Origin of the sequence: Streptomyces hyaluromycini, assembly GCF_002217755.1 — a bacterium.
Classification (GTDB): domain Bacteria; phylum Actinomycetota; class Actinomycetes; order Streptomycetales; family Streptomycetaceae; genus Streptomyces; species Streptomyces hyaluromycini.
Genome location: NZ_BCFL01000024.1, coordinates 243,854 through 265,028 on the forward strand (window position 1 = coordinate 243,854; position 21,175 = coordinate 265,028).

Consider the following 21,175-nt stretch of genomic DNA (forward strand, 5'->3'; position numbering starts at 1 on the left):
GAGCGGAGGAAGCGGGAGGGGGGGCGGTCAGCTGTCGGAGTCCGACGGCTTCCACCGGAAGATGCGGCGCTCGACGAAGGTGAGCAGCCCTTCGGCGGCGAGCGCGACGACGGCGAGGATGACCATCGCGGCGTACACACCGGCCGCGTTGAAGGTGCCCTGCGACTGCGCGACGAGCAGGCCGATGCCCTTGGTGGCGCCGATGTACTCGCCGACGATGGCGCCGATGAGGGCGAAGCCGAAGCTCACGTGGAGGCTGGTGAAGATCCACGAGGTGGCCGACGGGATGACGACCTGGAGGGTCACCCTGCGGTCGCTCGCGCCGAGGATCCGGGCGTTGGCGACCAGGTTGCGGTCGACCTCGCGGGCGCCCTGGAAGGCGTTGAAGAACACCGGGAAGAACACCAGCACGACGGCCGAGGCGACCTTGGAGGACGCGCCGAGCCCGAACCAGATCACGAAGATCGGGGCGAGCACGATCCTGGGGATCGAGTTGAGCACCTTGATGTACGGACCAAGGACATCTGCGAGGAAGCTGATCCGCCCCAGCGCGATACCGAAGACCACACCGGCGATGACACCGATGACCCAGCCGAGCAGCGCCTCGTAGAGCGTGTACCAGATCTGCTCGCCCAGGGGGCCGAGCGCGGTGCCGTGGGTCACCCAGGTCCAGATCTGGTCCCAGATCTTCGACGGCATCGAGAAGTTGAACGGATCGATGACCTTGGCCCGGGACAGGACCTCCCACAGGCCGAGGACGGCCACCAGGAGCAGGACGCGCACGGCGAACACGATCGCCTTGCGTCTGCGGGCGGCCTGGGCCCGCGACCGGGCGCGGTCCGGCACCGCCTTGGCCGTCTCGACGACCGGTGTGCTGAGGGTGTCAGGCGACATGGGCGGCACCCCTCTCACGGGTGATGCGGACCTCTTCGCCGAGGGACTCCCAGATCTCGCGGTAGATCTCGATGAACCGCGGCTCCAGACGCACCGACTCGACCTTGCGGGGGCGGGGCAGGTCGATGTCGAAGACCTGCTTCACGGTCGCGGGCCCGGCGGTCATGACGACGACCTTGTCGGCCAGCGCGATGGACTCCTCCAGGTCGTGGGTGACGAAGACGACCGAGGCGCCCGTGCCCTCCCACAGCTCAAGGAGTTCGTCCGACATCAGGGCCCGGGTCTGCACGTCGAGCGCGGAGAACGGCTCGTCCATGAGCAGGATCTCGGGGTCGTTGACGAAGGTCGCGGCGAGCGCCACGCGCTTGCGCTGGCCGCCGGAGAGCTGATGCGGATAACGGTCCTCGAAGGCGGCGAGACCGACCTTGGCCAGCCAGGCGCGGGCCTTCTCCCTGGCCTCCGCCTTGGGCACGCCCCGGAAGCGGGGCCCGGCCATCACGTTGGACAGCACGGTCCGCCAGGGGAAGGTGGCGTCCTGCTGGAAGACGAAACCGACCTTGTCGCCGACGCCGGCGACCGGCTCACCGGCCACCAGCACCTCGCCCTCACTGGGCTCCTCCAGCCCGCTGACCAGGGTCAGCGTGGTGGACTTGCCGCAACCCGTCGGCCCTACGACGGCCACGAACTCACCACGCCCCACGGTGAGGTCGAGGTCGCGGACAGCCGTGTGCAGACCCCCCGACGGGGTCTTGAAGATCTTGCTCGCGCCCCGCAGCTCGATGGCGGGGCTGGTGTCTGCGCTCATGGGCCGGGACGGTAGGTGTGACCCGGACCACGACAGCAGTCTTCTGGGCGCAAGCCGTTCTTTTGCTCGCAAGCATCTGTTGTGCTCTTTTTGCTCGCGCTACAACTGCGGAGCCGAAACACGGGCTTAACGCTCGCCGGCCTTGAAGGAGAGGCCTGATGATTGACGTCCTGGTGGTCGATGACGACTTCCGCGTCGCCGAGATAAACGCCAAGTACGTGGGGAAGGTTCCCGGCTTCCGGGTGGCCGCCCGCGCGCACAGCGCCGCCCAGGCCCTGGCCGCCGTGAACCGCGGCACCATCGACCTGGTCCTGCTGGACCACTACCTGCCGGACCGGACCGGCCTCGAACTCGTCCACCAGATGCGGGAGCAGGGCCACGGCACCGACGTCATCATGATCACGGCGGCCAGCGATGTGACGACCGTCCAGAAGGCGATGCGCCTGGGCGCCCTGCACTACCTGGTCAAACCGTTCACCTTCGCCGCCCTGCGCACCCGCCTGGACTCCTACGCGGCCCTGCGCCGTACCGTCGACCGGGTCGGCGGCCGGGGCCTGACGGGCCAGGAGCAGGTCGACCGGATCTTCGGCGCCCTGCGCACCTCACCGGCGCTGTCCATGCCCGGCCTGCCCAGCGGCCAGTCGGAGCCCACGACGGACCTCATCTGCGGCGTCCTGCACCGCGCCGACCATCCGCTCTCCGCCCACGAGGTCGCCGCCGAGACCGGCCTGAGCCGCTCCACGGCCCAGCGCTACCTCCGCCACCTGGAACAGGCCGGCCGTCTCAGCCTCTCCCTGAAGTACGGCGACACGGGCCGCCCTGAGCACCGCTACGCCTGGGTCGCGCCGTAGCCGTTTCGGTGCGCTCTACACGGCCCCCGCCCCCGTCAGCGACCGCACCTCCGTCTCCGCGTGCCTGGCCTCGTCCGGGACCTCGTCCGAGGTGACCGTGCCCAGCCAGCCGGCCAGAAAGCCGAGCGGGACGGAGACGATCCCCGGGTTCTGCAACGGGAAGTACTGGAAGTCCACCCCCGGGAACAGCGCGCCAGGGCTCCCGGACACCACCGGGGACAGCACGACCAGCGCCAGCGCGGGCACCAGCCCGCCGTATACGGCCCACACCGCGCCGCGTGTCGTGAAGTTCCGCCAGAACAGCGAGTACAGCAGCACCGGCAGGTTCGCCGAGGCCGCCACCGCGAACGCGAGCCCCACCAGGAAGGCGACGTTCATGTCACGGGCCAGCAGACCGAGGGCGATCGCCACGACACCGATGCCGACCGCCGCCGTGCGCGCCACCGCGACCTCGCCGCGGTGCCTGGCGTGCGGCCTGCGCAGGGTGGCGTAGAGGTCGTGGGCGACGGACGCCGAGGAGGCGAGGGTGATCCCGGCGACCACGGCGAGGATCGTCGCGAAGGCTACGGCGGCGACGATCGCGAACAGAACCGTTCCACCTGTGGAGCCCGCGCCGCCGCCCAGGTCGAGGGCCAGCAGCGGAACCGCCGTGTTCCCCGACGCGTTCGACGCGCGCACCGCGTCGGGGCCGACCAGGGCCGCCGCCCCGAAGCCGAGCACGATCGTCATCAGGTAGAAGCTCCCGATCAGCCCGATCGACCAGACCGCCGAACGCCGTGCCGCCCGCGCGGTCGGCACCGTGTAGAAGCGGGACAGGATGTGCGGCAGGCCCGCCGTGCCCAGCACCAGCGCCAGCCCCAGGCTGATGAAGTCCAGCCGCGCGCTCCAACTCCCGCCGTACTTGAGCCCCGGCGCCAGAAACGCCTTCCCGTGCCCACTGCGCTCGGCGGCCGTGAACAGCAGCCGGTCGATGTCCCCGTGGAAGTGCAGCAGCACCAGCACGGTCAGCGCCACCGTCCCGCTCAGCAGCAGAACCGCCTTCACGATCTGGATCCAGGTGGTGGCCCGCATCCCTCCCAACGACACGTAGATCACCATCAGCGCGCCGACCCCGATGACCGTCCACGCCTGCGCCGCCTCGCTGGTCCGCCCGAGCAGCAGCGCGACCAGGCTGCCCGCCCCCACCATTTGCGCCACCAAATAGAGAACGGACACGGTGACCGAGGACGTGCCCACCGCGATCCGCACCGGCCGCTCGGTCATCCGCGCCGCGATCACGTCGGCCAGCGTGAACCGCCCGCAGTTGCGCACCAGTTCGGCCACCAGGAACAGCACGACCAGCCACGCCACCAGGAAGCCGACCACATACAGCAGCCCGTCGTAGCCGAACAGCGCGATCAGCCCCGTCACCCCGAGAAAGGAGGCCGCCGACATGTAGTCGCCCGCGATGGCAAAACCATTCTCCATCGGCGAGAAAAGCCGCCCGCCGGCATAGAACTCCTCCGCCGAACCATGCCGCTTCCGGCTCACCCACGTGGTGATCCCGAGCGTCACGGCGACGAACGCGCTGAACAGCACCAGCGCCAGGGTCTGATGATGGCCCGTCATGACACACCGCCCCGGGCGCCCCGGGTCAGCTCCTGGGTGTCCCAGCGCAGCTCCAGCGCGGCGCGGTCCCTGCGCAACCGCGCGTGCCGGGCGTAGGCCCAGGTGAGCAGGAACGTGGTGAGGAACTGTCCGAGCCCCGCGACCATCGCCACGTTCACCGCTCCGGCGACTGGCCGCGCCATCAGCCCGGGCGCCGTAGTGGCCGTCACCACGTACCCCACGTACCAGGTGAGGAAGATCGCGACCCCCGGCACCACGAATCTCCGGTAGCGGCTGCGCACCTCCTGGAAGGCCGCGCTGCGCTGCACCTCCAGATACACGTCACGGGCGCGAACAGCCGCCTCTTCCCGCCCCGCTCGCGCCCCCGGTACGGCGGGAGCCGGCCCCCCGGTGCCGTCCGGCTCGCCCCAGCCGGAGGCCAGTGCGTCGTACCAGGGGTCCTCGTACCTGACTTCTCGGGAGGCCGTGCCGTACTCGCCCTGGTCCTCGTGCCGCCCGGACGAACTCTCGGAGCCGCCCCCGCCGTCGCGGTGACGCCCGTTGCTTGACTGCATGCCCAAGGATGGACAGATCAGGAAGATCCCTGACTCTTCTTCCCCTGGCTCTTCACCCCATCAGGTGACTCAATCCGCTGGTGGCCGAACCAATCCCTTCCCGTAGGCGTAACGCACCGCCTGGGCCCGGTCCTTGAGCCCTGTCTTCGCGAACAGGTTGTTGATGTGTGTCTTCACGGTCGCGGTGGAGACGTGCAGCTTCCGGGCGATCTCCTGGTTGGTGAGCCCCTCGGCGATCAGCACCAGGACCTCGGTCTCCCGCGCGGTCAGCCCGTCCGGCGCCTCCGTGGCCACCGGCACCGGCTCGGGCTGCGACAGCCGCTCCAGCAGCCGCCGCTGGATGCTCGGCGACAGCCCCGCGTCTCCCGACAGCACGCTCTCCACGGCTCGCACGATCTCGTCACCGCCCGCGTCCTTGGTGAGGTAGCCACGGGCGCCGGCTCTCAGCGCCGGGAAAAGCGACTCGTCGTCCGCGAACGTGGTGAGCACCACGACCTGGGTCCCGGGGTACTCCGACCGGATCCGCCGGGTCGCCTCCACGCCGTCGCAGCGCGGCATCCTCAGGTCCATCAGCACCACGTCCGGGGAGAGTTCGGCGACCAGCCGGACGGCCTCCTCCCCGTCGCCTGCCGCTCCGACGACCTCCACGCCGGGCAGCAGCCCGAGGAGCATCACGATGCCCTCCCTGACCACTGTCTGGTCGTCGGCGACCACGACCCGCGCGGGCTTCTTCTCCCCCTCCGTCATACCGGCACCCTCAACCTCACCTCGAACCCCTCGTCATCACGTCCCGCCTCCAGCGACCCGCCCAGCAACTCGGCCCGCTCCCGCATACCGAGCAGACCGTACCCGCTGCCGGCGCCGGCGAGTTCGCCGGGACGACCGCCCGAGTCGCGTACGTTCAGCGTCACTTCGTGCTCGCTGTAGTCCAGCCGCACACGGACCTTGGCGCCGTGGGCATGCTTGCGGACGTTCGTCAGCGCCTCCTGGGCGACGCGTCGTACGGTCTGCGACGCCTCCGCGGGCAGGGATCTGCGTTCCCCCGTGACGGTGACCTCGGCGCCGTCGGTCGAGCCGACGAGTTCGGTCAGGAAGTCCTCCAGCGGGGTGAGCTCACCGCGCAGGGCGGACAGGGCCTGACGGGTCTCGGCGAGCCCGGCGCGGGCCATTCCCCGGGCGGCCACCACCCGTTCGAGGATCTGCTCCCGGTCGGCTCCGCGCTCGATCAGCAGCCGCGCGGCCTCCAGGTGCACCATCTGGGCGGAGAGGCTGTGGGCCAGCACGTCGTGGATCTCCCTTGCGATCCTGGCCCGCTCCGCCAGAGCCGCCGACTCGGCCTCGGCCGCTCTCGCGGCGCGCTCCTGGGCAAGCAGCCGCTGGGCGCCGCCCCGGGCCTCGGCGTCGAGTCTCATGACATAGCCGGCGAGAGCCATTCCGACGACGGTGGCCGCGGTGGTGAGCCATACGTCGTTGTTGAACGCGGAGTACGAGGCCAGGCCCATCGACGCGACGGGCAGGGCGATCGCGACCGGCAACCGCTCCAGGGCGGAGATGCCGCAGCCGCACCAGATCACGAGGGCCGGTCCCCGGAAGCCGGTGATCTCCGCCACGACCGCGATGGCCAGGAGGACAGTGATCAGCGCCAGGGAGGGCACGAGCCGGTGGGCGTAGGTGGTCCGGAAGAATCCCCAGGAGACGACGGCGGTCAGGAGAACCCCCGCCACGGCCGCAGCCACGCCCCAGCCCTGGACGTGCGACTGGTTGTAGGCACTCCACAGCAGCAGGGCGAGGACCAGCAGTCGCACGCCCCAGGCGAGGAAGCGCCGGGGCCGGGAGAGCCCCTCACGGCTCAGCGCTTCTCGCGAAGGCCAGCGTGTCCAGGCGTTCTCCGTCACACGCCTTCCTTCCTCGTGACCCCAGCCATGTCGTCACCGTACGCCCGGGCGGGGCCGCTCACGGACGCGGCGGAGGGGAGCGACTGAGCACGCCAGACGAGGATGCCGGAGCGGACCAGCAGGGTGACCGCCAGGCCCAGCATCAGGGCGGAGCTCTCCTGATGGACGCCGACGACGGCTCCGAAGGCGTAGAGACCGACACGCACGGCTATGCCGGCGAACCAGACGGCCCCGCTGGCCTTGGTGCTCTTGGTCCAGACGACACCGTCGGCTTCCGTCCACACCCGGGTCGTCCAGGCCCAGCCGGCGCCCATCCCCAGCCCCACCAGCACCTCGGTGGCGAGCAGCAGGGCGGACTCGGTGCGGTGATGGGCGTCGAGTATGCCGGGTTCGCGCAGCGCGACGACCGCGAGGATCACGGGCAGCAGCCACCAGCGCCGTCCGGCGTTGATCGGGCGGGCGCGGAACTGGCGCGCGATCACCACGACGACGACGGCCACGATCAGCAACGTGTTGACGAGCCCGGACATCAGAGCCTCCGTGAGCGGGAAGGGGCGGTGCCGGGAGCGGGAGCTGCCGACGCCTTCGACGCTACGGAAATGCGCAGGTCAGCAGATCGGAGCGAGGGTGGATCACGGGTGGATTCCAGCGAGCGGAATCTCTCCACCCCCAGGTGGAGAACCACCCGCGGGGCCGCAGGGTCGGCCGAAGGGCCTCAGGTACGCCGAAGGGCCTCAGGTACGCCGAAGGGCCTCTGACGGACCGGCGGACCTCGCGTAGACCGATGGACCTCGCGTAGACCCACGGGCCTCGGACAGACCTACGGGCCTCAGACAGACTTACGGGCTTCGGACAGACCTACGGGCTTCGGATGAGCCGATGGGTCTCGGATGAGCCGATGGGTCCCGGACGGGTCGGCGGTGGGAATCTCGCAGAACGGCCGGGTTGGCATCGCGCAGGAAAGTTCGCAGGCAGCCCGCAGACAGCCCGGAGGCAGCTCGCGGCAGAGCCGACGGGCAGTTCGCGAAAGCGGCCGGTCGGTACCCCGGGACAACCGGCGGGCACTCCGCAGCGCAGCGAGGACACCTCGCGAACCGACCAGCCGACACCCCGGCACAGCCGCCGAACACCCCGCAGCACAGCCGAACAGACCCCTCGCGAAACGACCCCGGTCGACACCCCCGCGACACACGGCTCAGCACCCCGCGAAACGGGCGGTCGACACCCCGCAGGACCAGCGGGAGGCGCCCCGCGGAACGGCCGGTCGGCGTCTGGCGGGGCAGCCGGCGGGCCTACTGGCCGGAACGGACGGCCGGACAGCGCGCACCCCACCGCTGCCGGCCCACAACGCCCCGGGCCACCGCTGCCGGCCCACAACGCCCCGGACCACCGCTGCCCGGCCCACCACACCCCCGACCACCGCTGCCCGGCCCACCACACCCCGGACCACCGTGCCCCGGCCCGCCGACCGCCTCTTCGGCCCAAGCCCGCGCAGCGGCTACGCGTCGATACGCGACCGGTCCAGCGTCGCCGCCGAGCTGGAGATGAACTCCTTACGAGGAGCCACGTCGTTGCCCATCAGCAGGTCGAAGACCTGTTCGGCCGCATCGAGGTCGGAGAGGTTGATGCGGCGCAGGGTGCGGTGGCGCGGGTCCATCGTCGTCTCGGCCAGCTGGTCGGCGTCCATCTCGCCGAGACCCTTGTAGCGCTGGATGGAGTCCTTGTACCGGATGCCCTTGCTCTGGAACTCCATGAGCTTGTCGCGCAGCTCACGGTCCGAGTACGTGTACACGTACTTGTCCTGGCCCTTCTTGGGCTGGACGATCTCGATCCGGTGCAGCGGCGGCACCGCGGCGAAGACCCGGCCGGCCTCGACCATGGGCCGCATGTAGCGCTGGAACAGCGTCAGCAGCAGGCAGCGGATGTGGGAGCCGTCGACGTCGGCGTCGGTCATCATGATGATCTTGCCGTAGCGGGCGGCGTCGATGTCGAAGGTGCGGCCGGAGCCCGCCCCTATGACCTGGATGATCGCCCCGCACTCGGCGTTCTTCAGCATGTCCGTCACCGAGGACCGCTGGACGTTGAGGATCTTGCCGCGGATCGGCAGCAGCGCCTGGAACTCGGAGTTCCGGGCGAGCTTCGCCGTACCGAGCGCGGAGTCGCCCTCGACGATGAACAGCTCACTGCGCTCGACGTCGTCGCTGCGACAGTCGGCGAGCTTGGCGGGCAGGGACGAGGACTCCAGGGCCGTCTTGCGGCGCTGCGCGTCCTTGTGCTGGCGGGCGGCGATGCGGGTGCGCGCGGCGGCGACCACCTTCTCCATGACCACGCGAGCCTGGGCGGCGGCGTCCCGCTTGGTGGAGGTGAGGAACGCCTTCAGTTCCTTGGTGATCACGCCGTTCACGATCCGGCGGGCCGCCGAGGTACCGAGGACCTCCTTGGTCTGGCCCTCGAACTGCGGCTCGGCGAGCCGGACGGTGACGACGGCGGTGAGGCCCTCCAGAGCGTCGTCCTTGACGATGTCGTCCTCGGCGACGCGCAGCAGCTTCTTGGCGCGCAGCGCCTCGTTGAGGGTTTCGCGGATGGCCTGCTCGAAGCCGGCCACGTGGGTGCCGCCCTTGGGCGTGGCGATGATGTTGACGAACGACTTGAGGTTCTGGTCGTAACCGGTGCCCCAGCGCAGCGCCACGTCGACGCCGAGTTCACGGGTGACCTCGGTGGGGGTCATCTGGCCGTGTTCGTCCAGGACCGGGACGGTCTCCTTGAAGGTGCCCTGTCCGGAGAAGCGGAGGACATCGCAGACCGGCTTGTCGGTGGCCAGGTACTCGCAGAACTCACTGATTCCGCCGTCGAAGCGGAACGACTCCTCACCCTTGCTGCCGCCCTCGCCGAGGCCGTATTCGTCCCGGACGACGATGGTCAGGCCGGGCACCAGGAACGCGGTCTGGCGGGCACGCTGGTGGAGCGTGTCCAGGGAGAGCTTGGCGTCCTTGAGGAAGATCTGGCGGTCGGCCCAGTAGCGCACGCGCGTGCCGGTGCGGGTCTTGGGCACCCTCTTGGTCTTGCGCAGCCCGCTCCCGGCCTCGAACTTGCCGTCCGGGCCGACGCCGGTGAAGGCTCCCGGCACGCCACGGCGGAAGCTGATGGCGTGCACGCTGCCGCCGCGGTCGACCTCGACGTCGAGACGCGCGGAGAGCGCGTTGACCACGGAGGCACCGACGCCGTGCAGACCGCCGGAGGCGGCGTAGGAGCCGCCTCCGAACTTGCCGCCGGCGTGCAGCTTGGTCATGACGACCTCGACTCCGGACAGGCCGGTCTTGGGCTCGACGTCCACGGGGATACCGCGGCCGTTGTCCCGGACCTCGACGGAGCCGTCGTCGTGGAGGATGACGTCGATGTGGTCGCAGTAGCCGCCGAGGGCCTCGTCCACGGCGTTGTCGATGATCTCCCACAGGCAGTGCATCAGGCCGCGACTGTCGGTCGAGCCGATGTACATGCCGGGACGCTTGCGCACGGCTTCCAGGCCCTCAAGGACGAGCAGGTGCCGCGCGGTGTAGTTGGAGCCGTCCCGGTCTGCTCCTGCCAGCAGCGCAGTGGACGGCACGGACGTATCGGCGGTCACGCGGTTCGCTCCTCGCTGAATTTCAATGGGGCCCCTTTGGGGTAAGGGGTCGGCTTCGGTCGCCGCTCAGAGGGTACCGAGGCCTGGTAGAGCCGTTGTAACGCCACCCTCGTCGTGAACTCACACTAGTCCAACGTCGTATACGTGTTCGATCCCTCGATGGAGTGAAGTACATATCACGTTCCCTTCGAGGCATGAACCATTTAGGCTCCGGGCACGTCCTCACAAACAACCGGCAACCCGGCCGGGAGGATGAGACCGATGAACCGCGCGAACCCGTAAGCACTCAAGAAACGCAATACGGCACATTCGCCGCCAACCGGCAGCAGACGGCCACCTCGAAAGATTTTTTTCGAGGAGAAGCCCCGAGCGGGAACGTTTTCGGGCTGGTTGGATGTTGACCCTGGTACGACAGCTCGTCGAGCTAGAGAAGAGGCGACGTGACTACTGTTCTGACCCCCGCGAGCCACCTGACGGCCGCCGATCGCTGCGACCGCTGCGGCGCCCAGGCATACCTGCGCGTCGTGCTGCTCAGCGGCGGAGAACTGCTCTTCTGCGCCCACCACGGTCGCAAGTTCGAGCCGGAACTCAAGAAGATCGCCGCTGAGATACAGGACGAGACGGAGCGGCTGACCACCGTTCCGGCCATCGCCTCGGAAGATGAGCGCTGACCTCTCGCATCCACGACGAGCCAGCTCCGGCACAGGCCGGTGAAGGGCGGCCGCTCCTCCAGGGGAGCGGCCGCCCTCGTCGTAGCCGCGTAGAGGCCGTCAGGAGCGCGCGTGAGGCCGGCGTGAGCCACTGAGGGCACCGCCGGGGCCCAGCGCCCGTACGACCTCCGAGACGCGCGTGTAGACGCCGGGATTCCCCGGGCGCCCGCAGCCGCTCCCCCACGACACGAGCCCGATCAGTTTCCCGTCGGCGACCAGCGGGCCTCCGCTGTCGCCCTGGCAGGCGTCCGGGCCGCCCCGGGTCTCGCCCGCACACACCATCGAGTCCGCCCGGTAGGTGCCGTCGGCGCCGCCGGGATAGGCCCGCTCGCACGTCTCGTCGGGCAGCACATGGAGCCGCGCCGCGTACAGCCGGCGCGAGTAGTCGCCGCCGCCCGTGATGTCACCCCACCCCGAGACCAGGGCACTGGTGCCGGGGCTGTAGGCGGTGTCCCCCCGGGGGGCCATCGCGATGACCGCGTCGCCGGGCAGGGGCTCGGCAAGGGTGAGGACCGCGAAGTCACCGGTGTTGGCGTCGGGGTCGTAGCCCGGATTGACGCGGGCGCCGGTGACGGGGATCTCCTGCCCCTGCGCGGCGAGCAGATCCGTGCGGCCCGCGACGACCTTGAGGTCGCGGACCGGGTCGGACGGCCTGCCGACGACCTCGTCGGCCAGGCAGTGGGCCGCGGTCAGCACCGTGGTCCGCCCGATCGCCACCCCGCCGCAGAACTGGCCGGCCCGGGTACCCCCGAACCGGTCACGGCTGGACAGCGCGACCGTCCACGGGGCCTGGGAGACGTCGACGGGGAAGCCGCCGACCACGACGCTGTCTGCGGCGGCGGAAGGCGTGGTGGCCAGCGGTATGGCCGTGGCGACGGCCGCCAGGATCAGCGGCCGGATCAGGACCGGGGCAACAGAACGGCGCATGCACGCTCCTCACTCTGGGTGGTACCGGGACACCCAGAGTCATGCAGCGCACCGCGAGCCGCAGCGCGAAGGCCCGGCTCCCTCGCGAGGGGACCGGGCCTTCGACGTCGTACGACCGCGACCTAGTCGAGGTAGTCGCGCAGCACCTGGGAACGCGACGGGTGGCGCAGCTTCGACATGGTCTTGGACTCGATCTGGCGGATGCGCTCACGCGTGACGCCGTAGACCTTGCCGATCTCGTCGAGGGTCTTCGGCTGACCGTCGGTGAGACCGAACCGCATGGAGACGACGCCGGCCTCGCGCTCGGACAGGGTGTCCAGCACCGAGTGCAGCTGCTCCTGGAGCAGCGTGAAGCTGACGGCGTCGGCGGGGACGACGGCCTCGGAGTCCTCGATGAGGTCACCGAACTCGCTGTCGCCGTCCTCACCCAGGGGGGTGTGCAGGGAGATCGGCTCACGGCCGTACTTCTGGACCTCGATGACCTTCTCCGGGGTCATGTCGAGTTCCTTGGCCAGCTCCTCCGGGGTGGGCTCGCGGCCCAGGTCCTGGAGCATCTGGCGCTGCACGCGCGCGAGCTTGTTGATGACCTCGACCATGTGCACCGGGATACGGATGGTGCGGGCCTGGTCGGCCATGGCGCGGGTGATCGCCTGGCGGATCCACCAGGTGGCGTACGTGGAGAACTTGTAGCCCTTGGTGTAGTCGAACTTCTCGACCGCGCGGATCAGACCGAGGTTGCCCTCCTGGATGAGGTCCAGGAAGAGCATGCCGCGGCCGGTGTAGCGCTTGGCCAGGGAGACCACCAGACGGAGGTTGGCCTCCAGGAGGTGGTTCTTGGCGCGGCGGCCGTCCTCGGCGATGATCTCCAGCTCGCGCTTGAGCTTCGGGGCGAGCTTGTCGGCGTTGGCCAGCTTGTCCTCGGCGAACAGACCGGCCTCGATGCGCTTGGCGAGCTCGACCTCCTGCTCCGCGTTGAGCAGGGGGACCTTGCCGATCTGCTTGAGGTAGTCCTTGACCGGGTCGGCGGTGGCACCGGCCGCGGCGACCTGCTGCGCCGGCGCGTCGTCCTCGTCCTCGTCGGACAGGACGAAGCCCGCGCTCTCGGCGCCCTCGGGCTCCTCGGCGCCCGCCTTGGCCTCCTCGAGGACCTCGTCCTCAAGGACCTCGACGTCGTCCTTCTTGGCGGCGGTCTTCTTGGCCACCGTCTTCTTGGCGGCGGTGGTCGCGGTCTTCTTCGCGGCCGCCTTCTTGGCGGTGGGGGCGGCCTTCTTGGCAACGGCCTTCTTCACGGGCGCCGCCTCCTCGGCCGGATCGTCCGCGACGGCTGCGGGAGCCACGGCCGGGGCGGCCGTGGCGGTGGCCTTCCTGGTGGTCACCGTCTTCGCCGCGACCGTCTTGGTGGCGGTGCGCTTGGCCGGACTCTTCGCTGCGACGCTCTTACGGGTGCGCTTGGGCTCCGCGGCACTGACCATCAGCGTCACACCCTCTTCCTCAAGGATCTGGTTGAGGCTGCGCAGTACGTTCTTCCACTGAGTGGCCGGAATCTGGTCAGCTTCGAAGGCCCGACGCACATCGTCGCCGGCGATCTGCCCATCAGCCTTTCCCCGCTCAATGAGAGCCATGACAGAGACGGACTCGGCGATCTCCGGCGGGAGCGTACGGGATGTGCTGGCCGACACGAACAACCTCTCGGAACGTTGGAAAACGGCTTCCGGCCCCGTCCGGGACGGACTGGAGCCGACCGCCGGCTTGGGGATGGGCCGACGGCGCGGGCGGGGGGCCGGGAAGATTCACAGCGCCATGAATGGCGTCCGTATTCCCTCCGCGGCTGTCACCTCTTAGGTCATCGCGTTGTTCGCAAGAGCGTTACGCCCAATCTACGTGGCCCGAGTCACACCCCGTAAGCGCTCAAAAACGGCCAGATGTGGGCAGAGGTTGCCGTTGACGATCTCTCCGGGCCGTTCGGACCGCCACGAAGCCTGTCGCACGGCAGCCGCGGAGCTGATCGTACGACCGCTGCGGAACCCGTCGCAGGCCGGTCACCGCGCACCGCACCGGCCCCGCCGCGCCGCCGGGCCCCGCCGGATCCCCTGAGGCTCCGGCGGGGCCCGGCGGCGGCCGGCGGCGGAAGCAGACTCCCGGACCGACGGCGCCCCGAGGCCACGGCACTGACCGAGCACACCGCTCTCGACGCGGGTCAGTGCTCGCGCGGTGCGGGCACCACGCGCTCCACCTCGGGGTGGATGGTCAGCAGCTGGCGCATCGCCGATTCGGCCGCGGTGCCGTCGCCGGTGCCGAGCGCGTCGACGATCCGCGCGTGCTGGGCCAGGGACGCCTCGTTCGGCCGCTCACAGCCGGTGACCGGGCCGCCGGACACCTGGAGCGCCGCCGACACGATGCCGGAGAGGTGCTCCAGCATGCGGTTGCCCCCGATCTGGATGAGCAGCGAGTGGAACTCGGCGTCGGCGCGCGAGAAGGTCAGCGCGTCACCCTGCGCCATGGCGTGACTCATGATCTCGACCATGTCGCACAGGCGCTGCTGGACGTCCTCACGCCCGTGCCCGGCGGCGAGGCGGGCGGCCAGCGGCTCGATCGTCCAGCGCAGCTCGCTGAGCTCACGGCGCTGGTCGTCCCGCTGCGGCCCGAAGGCCCGCCACTCGATGATGTCCGGGTCGAGGAGGTTCCAGTCGCTGACGGGACGCACGCGCGTGCCGACGTTCGGGCGGGCGCTGACCAGGCCCTTGGCCTCCAGGACCCGGAGGGACTCGCGGACGACGGTGCGGGAGACCTCGAAACGCTGGCCGATCTCCTCGGGGACCAGAGGGCGGTCCGCACCCAGGTCGCCGGAGACGATCATCTGACCCAGCTGCTGGACGAGCTGGCCGTGCAGTCCGCGGCCGCGGCTGCCCGCGGCGCGCCGGCCCACACGGCCCAGCTCCGGATCCGCACCCTCCCAGGAGGGCGTACCCACACGATCGGTGGCGGGGACCTCCGCATAGGGGTAGCGGTCGAGTTCGCCCGGGCCGACCAGACCAGAGTCTGCGGAGCGGGCGGCGGTCATCATGGTGTGCGCAAGGGTACTCACGGATCCTTTGTCGGCGCTGCCTCCAACTCCCTTGAGGTCTTTGGTGAAAAGCACACGAAAGGGTGATCGCTCACCCCGTCGCAATTGACGCCTTATCGGAAAGAAGCGGGCTTTCTGCGGGGAGTTGTGCGCACGGCAGGATCGCAAGCGCCCGGTCCGCGGTCATCGGACCCTGGCCCGCAGGACGCTGAACAGATACGCGCAGAGCAGCGCGGCCAGCGACAACGCCAGTGCGCCGCCCACGGGTTGGGCCAGCACCCGGGCCACTCCGACCAGATAGCGCTCTCCCCCGAAGGGCCACTTCAGCAGGAGCAGCTCCCGCATCCGCACAGGGAATCCGGCGGCCATCCGCACCCCCGTCCCCTGCACAGCCTTGTGTACGACCGGCACGACGAGTACGGGTACGGCGAGCACCGCGGCGAGACCGCCCGTGGTGGACCGGAAGACACCTGCCGCCAGTACACCGGCCCAGGCGCAGCCGACGACCAGCCCGAACCAACTCGCGGTGAGCGAGAACCAGTCTGCGGGAACCTGTGCGAGCTCCCGGCCGTAGACGAGGTAGAGCACTTCGGCGTCGCAGCCCAGGGTGAGGAACGAGAGCAGGACCGCGGTGGCTCCGGAGACCAGCAGTTTCGCGGTGAGCAACCCCAGCCGGCGGGGCACGGTGCCGCGGTCCGCCGCCAGCGCGGGGTGGCGGAACTCGTCTCCGAAGGCCAGCGCCCCCAGCAGTCCCGCACCGAGCGCCGCCGGGGGCAGCGGCAGCTCCCGCGGCCAGGCCGCGAACAGCCGGGCCTGCGGGGTGTGCCCGACCCGGGCCAGCAGCACGGCGGTGAGGGCGGACACCAGCAGCACGGCACCGCAGGTGAGGAAGCCGGCACCGATCCCGGCGGCCCGGCGGATTTCGTAGCGCAGGGGGCGGAGGGGGCTGGGGGCGGGGCGGACACAGATGGGGGGCGGAAGCGGGGACAGATCGTCGACGGCTCCGTCCCGGCGCGCGGCATCGACCGGGGCCGAGGCCGACTCGTCGCCGGCTGCCGGGGCCTTGCGGGGGCGTGGCCCCGACTGCGGGTGCCCGGCGGACAGCTGGACGGTGGGGGGCCCGGCGGATCCGGCGTGAGCGGACGGCCTGCCTGCGGGGGCAGCGGCGGGTTCAGCGCGGGTCGGCGGCTCATCGCCGACGGCTTCGGCGGATACGACGCGCGTCGGCGGCTGCGCGGTCGCAGCTTCGACGGGTAGTGCGCGGGTCGATGGCCCGGCTGTGGCGGCTTCGGCGGGTACAGCGGGTACGGCGTGAAGCGGTGACTGGGCTGTCAGGGCTTCGACGGACACCGCGGATTCCACCGGCATCGCCCGGGTCAGCGACTGGGCGGAGGTGGCGGCGGGTGGCTGGGCGGGTACGGCGGGCGCCGTCCTGGTGGTCCCGGCATGCCCGGAGGGCTCGGCGGAGCCGAGGGAGGCCGACGGCTTGGCGGGGGTGGGAGCGGCCGGAGGCCTGGCGGTCGCCGGAGGGGCCAACTGGTCGTGGGGACGCACGTGGGCGGAGAGCTCCGCTTCCGCGGTCACAGGCGGAGACGTGACGGCCGGGTTGTCGGTGAGCCCTGCGGCGGTGACGGAAGGCTGCGGTCCGGCCGCGCCGGAGGGTTCCCCAGCGACCGCCGGTCGGCTTCGGCCCGCCTCCTGGCCGGCCGTGCGCGGCTGCTGTACGGGGCTCGGGGCGGTCGCGGGCTGCGAGCGGCCCAGCTCCGCCCTCGGCTGCGGAGCGACCGCGGGCGTGTCCGCGTCCTTGCGCCGGTCCGCGCGCGGCGCGTCCTGCCGACCGGCGGAAGGAGCCTCTTCAACGGCTCCCTGCGGATACGCCGGCCGGGCACCGTCCGCCGCGGTCTGCTCGCCCTCGCTCTCGCCTTCGCTCTCGCTTTCGCCGCGTCGCCGCTCGTACGTCGACCGTCCCTCGTCCGCCGCGGCCGGCTCCCCGGGGTCCGGCTCCCGCCGTACCGCCTCCGGCGCCTCGCCCGTCGACGGTTCCGCCCCGGCGCCCGGCCCCATGTCGCCGGTCTCGTCCGCGAGTTGGTGGATCAGGATGCCGTGGCGGAAGGCAGTCTCGCCGACTTCGGCAGTCGTACTGCCGTACACGGAGAGGCGGTTGCCGCCCTCCCGTACGACCTCCACCGAGCGGTGGTCGGTGCGGGCCTCCTTGCCGAGAACGGCGGCGAGCCGGGCGGCGTGGGGGCTGCGGACGGCCACGCGCGGGCGGAGTCGCGTGCGGGCGAACTCGCCGGCCTCCTGGTCCGCGACAAGCCTGCCGGCCTCCAGGGTGACGACCCGGTCGGCGGCGCGGGCGGCCTCCTTGGGGTCGGCGGTGGTGAACAGGACCGTGCCGCCCTGTGCCGCGTGCTCCCGGAGCATGCGGTGCAGCCAGTGGGCCTCACGGGTCGGGAGGCCGTCGGCGGGTTCGTCCAGGACGAGGGTGTGCGGGTCGGGAAGGAGGGCGCAGGCGAGGCCGAGCCGACGGTCCATGCCGTGCGACAGCGTGCCCAGGCGCTCCTCGCGCAGGCTGACGAGCCCGACCGCTTCGAGCACTTCGTCGGCGCGCCGGGCCGGCACCCCGGTCGCAGCGCACAGCATGCGCAGATGACCGCGGACGGAGCGGGACGGATGGCCGGGGACATCACCGAGGAGCACGCCGACCTCACGGGAGGGGTGGGCGATGCGGTGCAGGGGGCGGCCCCTGAAGTAGGTGAGCCCGCGGCCCTGTTGGAGTTCGAGCATCAGTCTGAGCGCCGTGCTCTTGCCCGCGCCCGCCTCGCCCAGGAGTGCGGTGACGCGGCCCTCGCCCGCTTCGAAGGTCACATCGTCGACGGCGGGCGGGTGCGCCTTGCGGGGGTTGCTGGTCAGTCCGAAGGCCTGGATCACCTTAGGGAAGATAGCGCGGAATGACCGTTTTTCCGGGTATAGAGGGGTTCAATCCTGTCCGAGTTCGCGCTGTCGGACGGTCACACCTCGGGCCGCAGCATCGGCGGATTGAGCAGAGTGGCCCCGCCGGCCCTGAACAGCTGGGCCGGGCGGCCGCCCTGACGGGTGGTCGTACCGCCGGTGGGGACCAGGAAACCGGGGGTTCCCGTCACCTTGCGATGGAAATTGCGCGGGTCGAGCGCTACGCCCCACACCGCCTCGTACACCCGGCGCAGCTCGCCTACCGTGAACTCGGGCGGGCAGAACGCGGTGGCCAGGGACGAGTATTCGATCTTGGACCGAGCCCGTTCCACGCCGTCGGACAGAATCTGGGCATGGTCGAAGGCGAGCGGCGCGACGGGCTCGCCGTCCCGGCCGTAGCCGCCCTGCGCGAGCAGTTCCCCCACCGGCGCCCAGCGCGCGTTGCTGGCGTCGCCGCCCGCACGCGGTGCGGGGAGGTCGGGGGCCAGGGCGAGGTGGGCCACACTGACCACGCGCATCCGGGGGTCACGCTTGGGGTCACCGTAGGTCGCCAGCTGCTCCAGGTGGGCTCCGCCCTCCTGGGCGGGGGCGTCGGGGTCGTGGGCACGCAGCCCGGTCTCCTCCGCGAGTTCCCGCGCCGCCGCCTGCGAAAGATCCTCGTCGGCCCTCACGAAGCCGCCCGGCAGCGCCCAGCGCCCCTGGAACGGCGACTCGCCTCTGCGTACCGCCAGCGCGCACAGAGCATGGCGGCGCACGGTCAGCACGACCAGGTCCACGGTGACGGCGAACGGCGGAAAGGCTGACGGGTCGTAGGGCATGCGGTGATCATAGTCGTCTGCCTGACGATAAACACTCCCTTCGATGCTCACTCCGACGGCTGATCCACTTCGCTCCGGTATGCGCCCCCCGGTTCGTTCCGGCACACGTTCTCCGCTCGGCCGTCCTTTCGTCGCGGCCGTGCCGCCGTACCGGCTCGCTCTTCTCCCGGCAGGAGCTCACACCCCCAGCTGCAGACCGTCCGCGGCCTCCTCGACCATGGCCAGACCGAGCCGGCTGACCCGTACCGAGAAGGGCGCACCGGCTACCCGCAGTCCGGTCAGGCCGAGTTCGCCCACGGGCGCGCTGTGGACCGGGCGGAGGGTGACGGTCCCTGCCGGTGCGTCGGGGCGGATGCCGGCGAGCGTGGTGAGAAGCAGAACCCCGGCAGCAGCGGCCGTGGCCGCCGGACGACAGGCCGCGGGATGCGGAAGGGGAGCGCTCCCCTCGGAGCGCTGCTCGCCGGCGAACATCTCGGGCAGCCGGTGACCGAAGTGTTCGGCCGCCGCCAGCAGGCCGTGCAGCAGCCCGCCCGCCTCCCTCTCGTAGCCCGCGGCGGACAGTCCGGCGACGGCGAGTGCCGTCTCCTGGACCCGGACGGCGCCGGACCGATGGCCGAACGGGCTGTGTCCCGTCTCCTTGGTTCCCAGGCCGCGCAGCCCCCATCCCGAGTCCATGGCCGGTCCGCCGAGCAGCCGGGCGAGTTGCTCGGTCTGCACCTTGTCGAGCAGGCCGGCGGCCAGTTCGCCCGCGCCGAGCAGGCCGGTGTCGAGAAGGTGCACGGCGGCGGAGCCGAGTTGGACCAGAGGGCGGCCGTCCGGGGTCAGGGCCGCCGCAGGACGGCCGCCGCCTCGCTCGTCGACCCAGAAGTCCACCCGGAACGCCTTCCTCAGCTCCGCCGCCCACTGCCGCAGCCCGGCACCGCCGGGCCGGTCGCAGGAGTCGAGAAGGTCGGCACCGAGCAGGGCGGCCCGGTGTGCATGGGCCTGGGTCTCGCCGCGCACGGGGCCACCGGGCTGCGGGTCGCAGAGGTAGGTCCGGTCGCCTGCTGTGGTGCGCAGCCAGGTCAGACAGCGCTCGGCGGCGGGCAGCAGTTCCCGCGTCTCCTGTTCCGGGAGTCCCCAGCGGCGGGCCTCCGCCAGCAGGACGGGGAAGAGCAGGGTGGCCTCGGTACCCGTGCAGCCCGGTGGCAGGTGTGCTCCGGCGTCACGGCGCGGGCCGGGGATCATGCCGGTCCGAGGTCCCGGACCGCGAAGTTGGGTGCGGGCCAGGGTGCGCAGTGTTCCTGCGGCTAGGCGGGTACCGAGGGGCAGGGTCATCCGGGCGGCGGAGAGTGCCTCGGCCGGGGCCAGACCGCAACGCCAGGGCGCCCCGGCGGCGAGGTAGCTGTCGGAGGGGTGCGCGGGGTCGCGGAGCAGCAGCGCCTGGAGGTCCTCGATGCTCTTCCTGAGCAGCGCCGTGACCCTTGGGTCGTCGCCCGCGGCCCTGGCCGGTGCCAGCGGGCTGGTCGCGGCACGTCCCACGGCGCGCAGGGGGCCCGCGCCGTCCGGGCGTACTCGCAATTCCACGCTCGCCGTTCCGCCCGGCGGCAGTTCGAACTCCCAGCGCAGCAGTCCCGCCGAGGCCAGCGCATCGGAGGGTGGCGGGTCCGCCGTGACCGACGCGTTGCCGGTGGGGGTGGTCCAGCGGAGGCCGGAGTCGTGGACACTGGCCGAAAGTTCGGGTCCCGGGGTGCCGGAGGCGATGGCGCTGAGGTCGGCCAGGTCCGTGCCCAGGGCCGTCTCCAGTGGCAGGCGCAGCGGGTGGAGTGCGCAGTTGCGCAAGGTGATGCGTTCCGTGCCGTCGGCGTGCCGGATCCGTTCCACGACGACGTCCGGATCCGGCCCCGCCCCCGGGGAGACCCGGAGCGTGCCGACGAAGCGGGCGGAATCCGCCCCCGTCATCCGGGCCTGCACTGCGAGCGGTTCGCGGCCTGCGACACGGACCTGGCAGCGTGCGAGCAGCCGCCGGCCCGCGCGGTAGAACCCCTCCAGGCCCTGTCCGGTCAACTGACCGTGTTCCGTGGAGATGGCGAGGCCGGGCAGCGCGACGCAGATCATGGCGGTGTGCGTGGGCGGCAGCCCGCCGACGCGCGCCGGGCCCGTGGGAACCGGCCGGGCTGAGGTGGGCCGGGGTGCGCGGCTGCGTGGCTGCGCCGGCCCCCCTTCCACCGGCGGGGGCCAGGGCGGGCTGTCCCGCAGTCGGTGGTTGTCGGCGGCGGCGGAGGGCGGAGTCGGCTGATGCATGGGGAGGCCTCTTCTGCGCGCTGTGCGCCTGTGATGTGCCGGGCGCCGGACGGAGAGCTCCGGGGGGACGCGGGACGGACGGCGGCACGGCCCGTCCAGGCGTTCCGCCACTCAGGTGAACGGAAACGGACTCCTCCTGGTCACGCCCCCGCCCGCCGAAGCCGATCGAATGCCGGGGCTGTGCTACGTCGT

The 21,175-nt window shown here is 71.3% G+C and carries 16 protein-coding genes; 2 read left to right on the forward strand and 14 right to left on the reverse strand.

What is annotated here, in order from left to right; genetic code table 11:
• Positions 1 to 27 precede the first annotated feature (27 nt).
• Both SSP29_RS31910 and SSP29_RS31915 read right to left on the reverse strand, forming a co-directional pair.
• Positions 28 to 894: an ABC transporter permease gene (locus tag SSP29_RS31910; RefSeq protein ID WP_089104319.1), complete on the reverse strand. Its 867-nt coding sequence runs from the start codon at positions 892 to 894 to the stop codon at positions 28 to 30.
• Positions 884 to 1,699: an ABC transporter ATP-binding protein gene (locus SSP29_RS31915; protein WP_089104320.1), complete on the reverse strand. Its 816-nt coding sequence runs from the start codon at positions 1,697 to 1,699 to the stop codon at positions 884 to 886. The genes SSP29_RS31910 and SSP29_RS31915 overlap by 11 nt, the downstream gene beginning before the upstream one ends.
• Positions 1,700 to 1,857: 158 nt before the next feature.
• On the opposite strand from SSP29_RS31915, the gene SSP29_RS31920 reads away from it, so the two are divergent.
• Positions 1,858 to 2,550 carry a response regulator gene (locus SSP29_RS31920; RefSeq protein ID WP_089104321.1) on the forward strand — a complete coding sequence of 231 codons (693 nt, stop codon included), beginning with the start codon at positions 1,858 to 1,860 and terminating at the stop codon, positions 2,548 to 2,550.
• 15 nt (positions 2,551 to 2,565) lie between these two features.
• Here the strand turns inward: SSP29_RS31920 and SSP29_RS31925 are convergent, their stop codons facing one another.
• The 6 genes from SSP29_RS31925 to SSP29_RS31950 form a co-directional block, all read right to left on the reverse strand.
• Positions 2,566 to 4,158 (reverse strand): monocarboxylic acid transporter, encoded by a 1,593-nt coding sequence (locus tag SSP29_RS31925; RefSeq protein ID WP_089104322.1) that lies wholly within the window; start codon positions 4,156 to 4,158, stop codon positions 2,566 to 2,568.
• Positions 4,155 to 4,712 (reverse strand): DUF485 domain-containing protein, encoded by a 558-nt coding sequence (locus SSP29_RS31930; RefSeq protein WP_089104323.1) that lies wholly within the window; start codon positions 4,710 to 4,712, stop codon positions 4,155 to 4,157. Before SSP29_RS31930 ends, SSP29_RS31925 begins: the two co-directional genes overlap by 4 nt.
• A gap of 69 nt (positions 4,713 to 4,781) precedes the next feature.
• Positions 4,782 to 5,459 carry a response regulator transcription factor gene (locus SSP29_RS31935; protein WP_089104324.1) on the reverse strand — a complete coding sequence of 226 codons (678 nt, stop codon included), beginning with the start codon at positions 5,457 to 5,459 and terminating at the stop codon, positions 4,782 to 4,784.
• A complete protein-coding gene (locus SSP29_RS31940) occupies positions 5,456 to 6,607 on the reverse strand; it encodes a sensor histidine kinase (protein WP_089104325.1) in 1,152 nt (383 codons plus the stop codon). The genes SSP29_RS31935 and SSP29_RS31940 overlap by 4 nt, the downstream gene beginning before the upstream one ends.
• Positions 6,604 to 7,137, reverse strand: coding sequence for a CcdC protein domain-containing protein (locus SSP29_RS31945; protein ID WP_089104326.1), 534 nt, complete (start codon positions 7,135 to 7,137; stop codon positions 6,604 to 6,606). The genes SSP29_RS31940 and SSP29_RS31945 overlap by 4 nt, the downstream gene beginning before the upstream one ends.
• Before the next feature lie 968 nt (positions 7,138 to 8,105).
• Entirely contained in the window at positions 8,106 to 10,229 is a 2,124-nt protein-coding gene (locus SSP29_RS31950) for a DNA gyrase/topoisomerase IV subunit B (RefSeq protein WP_089104327.1), read from the reverse strand.
• 440 nt (positions 10,230 to 10,669) lie between these two features.
• Here SSP29_RS31950 and SSP29_RS31955 point away from each other — a divergent pair, with 440 nt between their 5' ends.
• Positions 10,670 to 10,900 carry a DUF7455 domain-containing protein gene (locus tag SSP29_RS31955; protein ID WP_089104328.1) on the forward strand — a complete coding sequence of 77 codons (231 nt, stop codon included), beginning with the start codon at positions 10,670 to 10,672 and terminating at the stop codon, positions 10,898 to 10,900.
• Between the two features lie 99 nt (positions 10,901 to 10,999).
• Here SSP29_RS31955 and SSP29_RS31960 read toward each other — a convergent pair whose 3' ends face one another.
• The 6 genes from SSP29_RS31960 to SSP29_RS31985 form a co-directional block, all read right to left on the reverse strand.
• Positions 11,000 to 11,866: a serine protease gene (locus tag SSP29_RS31960; RefSeq protein ID WP_089104329.1), complete on the reverse strand. Its 867-nt coding sequence runs from the start codon at positions 11,864 to 11,866 to the stop codon at positions 11,000 to 11,002.
• Positions 11,867 to 11,988: 122 nt separating this feature from the next.
• Positions 11,989 to 13,545, reverse strand: a complete 1,557-nt coding sequence (locus tag SSP29_RS31965; RefSeq protein WP_089104460.1) for an RNA polymerase sigma factor — start codon at positions 13,543 to 13,545, stop codon at positions 11,989 to 11,991.
• Positions 13,546 to 14,063: 518 nt separating this feature from the next.
• Positions 14,064 to 14,951: a FadR/GntR family transcriptional regulator gene (locus SSP29_RS31970; RefSeq protein ID WP_089104330.1), complete on the reverse strand. Its 888-nt coding sequence runs from the start codon at positions 14,949 to 14,951 to the stop codon at positions 14,064 to 14,066.
• 162 nt (positions 14,952 to 15,113) lie between these two features.
• Positions 15,114 to 17,861: an ABC transporter ATP-binding protein gene (locus tag SSP29_RS31975; RefSeq protein ID WP_089104331.1), complete on the reverse strand. Its 2,748-nt coding sequence runs from the start codon at positions 17,859 to 17,861 to the stop codon at positions 15,114 to 15,116.
• A gap of 80 nt (positions 17,862 to 17,941) precedes the next feature.
• Positions 17,942 to 18,700: an NUDIX hydrolase gene (locus tag SSP29_RS31980; RefSeq protein WP_089104332.1), complete on the reverse strand. Its 759-nt coding sequence runs from the start codon at positions 18,698 to 18,700 to the stop codon at positions 17,942 to 17,944.
• A 177-nt stretch (positions 18,701 to 18,877) separates the two neighbouring features.
• Positions 18,878 to 20,797 carry a glycogen debranching N-terminal domain-containing protein gene (locus SSP29_RS31985; protein ID WP_089104333.1) on the reverse strand — a complete coding sequence of 640 codons (1,920 nt, stop codon included), beginning with the start codon at positions 20,795 to 20,797 and terminating at the stop codon, positions 18,878 to 18,880.
• Positions 20,798 to 21,175 lie beyond the last annotated feature (378 nt).

Excerpts from the sequence above, each read along its gene's own strand:
- SSP29_RS31960 (WP_089104329.1), bottom strand. The coding sequence starts at position 11,866 with ATGCGCCGTTCTGTTGCCCCGGTCCTGATCCGGCCGCTGATCCTGGCG.
- SSP29_RS31985 (WP_089104333.1), bottom strand. The coding sequence starts at position 20,797 with ATGATCTGCGTCGCGCTGCCCGGCCTCGCCATCTCCACGGAACACGGT.
- SSP29_RS31910 (WP_089104319.1), bottom strand. The coding sequence starts at position 894 with ATGTCGCCTGACACCCTCAGCACACCGGTCGTCGAGACGGCCAAGGCG.
- SSP29_RS31920 (WP_089104321.1), top strand. The coding sequence starts at position 1,858 with ATGATTGACGTCCTGGTGGTCGATGACGACTTCCGCGTCGCCGAGATA.
- SSP29_RS31915 (WP_089104320.1), bottom strand. The coding sequence starts at position 1,699 with ATGAGCGCAGACACCAGCCCCGCCATCGAGCTGCGGGGCGCGAGCAAG.
- SSP29_RS31925 (WP_089104322.1), bottom strand. The coding sequence starts at position 4,158 with ATGACGGGCCATCATCAGACCCTGGCGCTGGTGCTGTTCAGCGCGTTC.
- SSP29_RS31935 (WP_089104324.1), bottom strand. The coding sequence starts at position 5,459 with ATGACGGAGGGGGAGAAGAAGCCCGCGCGGGTCGTGGTCGCCGACGAC.
- SSP29_RS31980 (WP_089104332.1), bottom strand. The coding sequence starts at position 18,700 with ATGCCCTACGACCCGTCAGCCTTTCCGCCGTTCGCCGTCACCGTGGAC.
- SSP29_RS31930 (WP_089104323.1), bottom strand. The coding sequence starts at position 4,712 with ATGCAGTCAAGCAACGGGCGTCACCGCGACGGCGGGGGCGGCTCCGAG.
- SSP29_RS31945 (WP_089104326.1), bottom strand. The coding sequence starts at position 7,137 with ATGTCCGGGCTCGTCAACACGTTGCTGATCGTGGCCGTCGTCGTCGTG.